The following is a 4575-nucleotide window of genomic DNA, read 5'->3' on the forward strand; positions in this document are numbered from 1 at the left end:
ACGTACGACCAGACGCTGCCGCCGCTGAACTGCGAGGACGGCACGAAGCCGATGACCAGTACGCTCGTGCGCCGGTCCGAGGCCGGAGATCTCGGGGCGGCGCTGGGCGCGGTGGTGTTCGTCTGGTGGTCGCAGTGGCTGCTGCTCGGCGGGCGGGTGCGCTGGGGTGCGCTGCTGCCCGGGGCCGTGGTGACCGTGGTCGGACTGCTCGGCCTGCGGCTGTTCTCCCGGCTGGTCTTCTCACCGCTGATCGCGTCCAACACGGTGACCTACGGCCCGTTCGGGACCGTGCTGGTCATCCAGTCGTGGCTGGTCGGCGTGGGAGTCGTCGTCTTCGGTGGCGCGCTGGTCGGCCGTCTGATCCACGAAGACCTTCCGCGCGTGACGAGCGTGCTGAAACGATGGAAGTGAGACCCGACTCGGCAGCGCGGCCGTTACGGGAGGGACATCCGCACCCGCGCCCGCGCCCGTGTGTGGAAGCCGACCGGCCGGTCTTGACTGTGATCAGGAAGTGCGGCGCCCGTGTGCGACCGGAACGGCAGATGGCATCGCCCCGACCGCGGCGTGTCGTGACGTCGGGCAGGTGGGCTCTCGACAGCGCCGGCGGCTTACGCGGAGCGCCGCGGCCTCGGATCTGACGGCCCGGCGCCGCGGTCGGAATCTGCTGTGCGGATTCGCGATCGTGGCGCCGGGCCTTGGGAAGAGGCGCAGGTTGCGGCTCAGTAGTAGTGGGGGCGGCTGCCGACCTGGTGGCCGACCGCGCCCATGATCCACAGGATCAGGCCGATGACGACCAGGACGGCGCCGATGGTCCACAGGAAGCCGATGCCGGCGACGAGTCCGATGACGAGGAGGATGGCTCCGAGAATGATCACGATGGTCTCCGTTGTGGTTTCCCCCCGTGGTTCTCCGTCAGTGCGGGGAAGGTGCTTTGCCTTTCCTGTTCTCGGTCTCCATTCCAGAGGATTTGCGTCTGCCGGCCCCGGTCGTGGTCCGCGGGGTCCGGTGCCCGTGTCCGGCGTTTGTCGGTTTTCCGGGCCGGGGGGTAGGGGTGGTGGTCAGGCCGGTGAGGAGGATGTCGAGCCCGCGCTCGAGTTCGGCGGCGCCGTCGTAGGTGGCGAGAGCGGTGGCGAGGGAGCGCAGGAGGGGGAATTCGCCGAGCGGCAGGCGGTGGAGCCCCAGGCGCAGCAGGTCGTCGGTCTCCTCGGGGTTGTCGACGAGTTCCTGGAGTTCGTCGAGGACGTGGCCGTTCAGGAATCCGAACAGGGCGCGGTAGATGTGCAGCGCGCCGGGGCCGTCGAAGCCGGCGCGGGTGAGCAGGGTGAGAACGGCTTCGAGCGGACGCAGTGTGCCGCGGGGGCGCAGGGCCAGTGGGGTTGCCAGGGGGCGGGTGACCAGGAGCGGTACGACGTTGGGGTGCTCGAGGGCGAGCCGGCGGTAGTCGCGGGCGACTGCGCGCAGTTGGGCCGCCCAGTCCGGGTCGGCGGAATCGACCGTGAGCTGACCGAGGACCGTCTCGGCGACACCGTCGAGCAGGGCGGCCTTGTTGGCGGCGTAGCGGTACAGGCTCATCGGGTCGTGGTCGAGGGCGCGGGCCAGACGGCGCATGGACAGTTTCTCGACGCCCTCGCGGTCGATGATCTCCAGGGCGCAGGCGAGCATCCGCTCGCGGCTCAGTTTTCCGTCCGTGTGTCGAGCGTGCTCCCGGACGGCCGGGTCGGCCGGGGTCTGGGGCATGGCGGTCCTCCTGTCACTCTCGGCCACCGCCGACGAACTTGAAGTTCGTAGACCTACGGTGTAGCTATTATCCTACTCCAGGAGTTAGCTGTATGTATACAACGTAGATCGTCTGGAGTCGCCATGATCCTCGTTCTTCTCGGACTTCTCGTTCTGGTGGCCGCGACCGTTGTCGCAGTCGCCGGAATATTCACCAACACCGGCGCCGTACATGAACTCACGAATTCGTTCTCGGTCTTCGGGCATCACATGACCGGCTCCACCGGCACGCTCTTCCTCTTCGGAATCATCGTCGGGGCGGCGGGCATGCTCGGACTCGGACTCCTGTTGACCGGCGCGCGCCGTACCTCGCGTCGCGGCAGCGAGGCACGCCACGGACTGCGCGACTCCCGCCGTGAAACGGCGGCCGTCGCCGAGGGCCGCGACGACCTGGTCGCACAACGCGACACCGCACGTGCGGAGGCGACCTCGGCCGGCCGGGACGGCATCGCCGACGAACGCGACGACCTCGCGCGGCAGCGCGACGACCTCGCCGAACAGCGCGACGCCCTCGCCCGGCAGCGGGACGAGCTGATGAGCGATCAGCCCCGCTCCTTCCACGAGCAGACGGCCGGCACCCGCGTGGCCCCGATGCCCCCGGAGGGCGACGGCAACGCTCGCGCGAACGGCGAGCCGGAGCCCGACGGACAGCGCGCGCCCCACCTGATCGGGCACCGTTCCGCCTCCCAGTGAGGCCGGCGGCGACTGTCACCACGTCACGACACGCACGAGAAGGAGATCAGCCATGGGTATGGGCAAGAAGGCCGCGCACAAGGCCGAGGAAGTCAAGGGCGGGGCGAAGAAGGCCGCCGGCGCCGCCACCGGCAACCGCAGCCTGGAGGCCGAGGGCCGCGCCGAACAGATGAAGGGCGCCGCCAAGCAGGCCGGCGCCAAGGCGAAGGACGTCGTGAAGCACTGACGCCCGGCCGGGCCAGGTGCGCGGCATTCCCCGGACGGCACCGCCGCCGAGGTGTCCGCACCTGGCCCCCCTCAGCCGTCGCCCTCGCGAAACCGGGTGGGAGTTCTCCTGGATGCGGATCCGCGCGATCTCACGGACGTCCGAGGCGTCGCTCTTCCTCAGCCCGGAGATGTCGATCTCGGAGATGTAGCCGGAGCCCGGAGGGAGACGTAGGCGCCGTCCCCGACGATCGTCGTGTGCCGCGGGTCGCGGCCGACGGCGATCCGGGTGAGCGCCCCGTGCGACTCCAGGTCGACCACGGAGACGGTGTTGGAGCCGGAGTTGGAGACCGGCATGTGGCGGTCGCCGGGCAGGATGTCGAGCCCGCGCGGTCCGGAGCCGACGGTGATCCGGCCGACCTCGCGGTGCGTCAGGCTGGCAACCCGTGTAGAGCACCTGTCAATGGTGGGCGGCGAGGCCTCACAAGAACTCCCGATGCGCGTGAATTCCGCACCCTCCGGATTCCCGCCCACCGACCTGGTCCGCGCGCCGCACCTCCGTACCGCACTCCGTACCGCTCTCCGTGGCGCGTTCCGTGGCGCTCTCCGTGGTCAGCACGGAGGCGGAGGGCACACCGGTCGGGAGAGGCTGTGACCACGGCGATCGGGCCCGGCGGAGGCCCGGGCGATCACGGCCACGACCTCGGGAGCGAGTATGAGCGGTACCGGCGATCCGGGGCGGCAGTCCGCCCGGACGGGCGAGGAGCCGACGGCGGCCGGGCTCCGGCCGCGCGACCGGCGCCGGCGGGACACCGAGCACCGGCTCACCCACGACGTCGACGTCTGGGTGGCCAGCGCCTCGGCCGACGGCGATCCCCACCTGGTGCCGCTCTCCTTCGACTGGGACGGCGCGGCGCTGCTCGTGGCCACCCCGGCCGACAGCCCGACCGGCAGGAACCTGGCCGCCACCCGCACGGCCAGGCTCGGCCTCGGCCCCACCCGCGACGTGACGATGATCGACGGCGACGTCGACGTCCTCGAGATCGACGCACTGCCGCAGGAACAGGGCGACCGGTTCGCCGCACGTACCGGCTTCGACCCGCGTACCCTCACCACGCCGTACCGCTGGTTCCGCATCAGGCCGCACCGCATCCAGGCCTGGCGTGAGGCGGACGAACTGTCCGGCCGTACCCTGATGCGCGACGGCCGTTGGCTCGCCTGACCGTCTTACACAGCATCAACCTTGATCGCCCGTCAGACATTTTCACGAGAGGACGCCTCCCATGACGAACACCAAGAAGTCCGCCCCCGGCAGCAGCGCCGCCGAGGAGAAGTTCGACGGGTTCACGCCCGAAGAGCGCCAGGCGATGAAGGACCACGCCAAGGAGCTCAAGGCGTCCGCGCGCCGCAGTCCCCGCACCGCCAAGGCCGACGCGGAGCAGGACGTCCTCGCGAAGATCGCCGAGATGCCGGAGGCGGACCGCGTCCTCGCCGAGCGGATCCACCGGATCGTCCGCACCGCCGCCCCGGACCTCGCCCCGAAGCTCTGGTACGGCATGCCGGCGTACGCGAGGAACGGCAAGGTCGTCTGCTTCTTCCAGAGCGCCCAGAAGTTCAAGACCCGCTACGCCACCCTCGGCTTCAGCGACCTCGCCACCCTCGACGAGGGCGCCATGTGGCCCACCGCCTACGCCCTGACCGAACCGACCCCCGAGGCCGAGGCCCGGATCGCCGAGCTCATCGCCAAGGCCGCGGGCTGAGGCCCGGCCCTGCACGGCGAACCGGCGGACCGGGGTTTCCCAAGGCCGTCGTCGTGGGGGGTCGTCGGGCCGCTCGATCAGGCGGTGAGGGCAGGCCTGCCGCCCCGGCGCAGTCCTCCGACCGGCGGCGGGCCCCACCCGC

7 protein-coding genes and 1 pseudogene are annotated in these 4575 nt (G+C 70.8%); 5 read left to right on the forward strand and 3 right to left on the reverse strand.

Translation table 11 applies throughout. From position 1 onward, the window contains the following. A pseudogene (locus ABZ641_RS26440) lies at positions 1 to 411 on the forward strand (hypothetical protein); the annotation flags it as partial. A gap of 308 nt (positions 412 to 719) precedes the next feature. Here ABZ641_RS26440 and ABZ641_RS26445 read toward each other — a convergent pair. Both ABZ641_RS26445 and ABZ641_RS26450 read right to left on the reverse strand, forming a co-directional pair. Continuing rightward, positions 720 to 875 (reverse strand): DUF6131 family protein, encoded by a 156-nt coding sequence (locus tag ABZ641_RS26445; protein ID WP_199922906.1) that lies wholly within the window; start codon positions 873 to 875, stop codon positions 720 to 722. Positions 876 to 912: 37 nt separating this feature from the next. Further along, positions 913 to 1737 carry a TetR/AcrR family transcriptional regulator C-terminal domain-containing protein gene (locus ABZ641_RS26450; RefSeq protein WP_359985557.1) on the reverse strand — a complete coding sequence of 275 codons (825 nt, stop codon included), beginning with the start codon at positions 1735 to 1737 and terminating at the stop codon, positions 913 to 915. Between the two features lie 123 nt (positions 1738 to 1860). Between ABZ641_RS26450 and ABZ641_RS26455 the strand changes: the two genes are divergently transcribed. Further along, positions 1861 to 2469: a hypothetical protein gene (locus ABZ641_RS26455; RefSeq protein ID WP_359985560.1), complete on the forward strand. Its 609-nt coding sequence runs from the start codon at positions 1861 to 1863 to the stop codon at positions 2467 to 2469. 52 nt (positions 2470 to 2521) lie between these two features. After that, complete coding sequence (locus tag ABZ641_RS26460) at positions 2522 to 2695, forward strand: CsbD family protein (RefSeq protein ID WP_359985562.1); 174 nt, start codon at positions 2522 to 2524, stop codon at positions 2693 to 2695. Between the two features lie 158 nt (positions 2696 to 2853). On the opposite strand, the gene ABZ641_RS26465 is transcribed toward ABZ641_RS26460, so the two are convergent. Next, complete coding sequence (locus ABZ641_RS26465) at positions 2854 to 3030, reverse strand: hypothetical protein (RefSeq protein WP_359985565.1); 177 nt, start codon at positions 3028 to 3030, stop codon at positions 2854 to 2856. Between the two features lie 358 nt (positions 3031 to 3388). Between ABZ641_RS26465 and ABZ641_RS26470 the strand changes: the two genes are divergently transcribed. Together ABZ641_RS26470 and ABZ641_RS26475 are read left to right on the forward strand one after the other, a co-directional pair. Then, positions 3389 to 3895, forward strand: coding sequence for a pyridoxamine 5'-phosphate oxidase family protein (locus tag ABZ641_RS26470; RefSeq protein ID WP_359985567.1), 507 nt, complete (start codon positions 3389 to 3391; stop codon positions 3893 to 3895). Between the two features lie 61 nt (positions 3896 to 3956). Beyond that, a complete protein-coding gene (locus ABZ641_RS26475) occupies positions 3957 to 4433 on the forward strand; it encodes a DUF1801 domain-containing protein (RefSeq protein ID WP_359985570.1) in 477 nt (158 codons plus the stop codon). The last annotated feature ends 142 nt before the right edge of the window (positions 4434 to 4575 follow it).

This window comes from Kitasatospora sp. NPDC007106 (assembly GCF_040634455.1).
In the GTDB taxonomy this organism is placed as follows: Bacteria; Actinomycetota; Actinomycetes; order Streptomycetales; family Streptomycetaceae; genus Kitasatospora; species Kitasatospora arboriphila.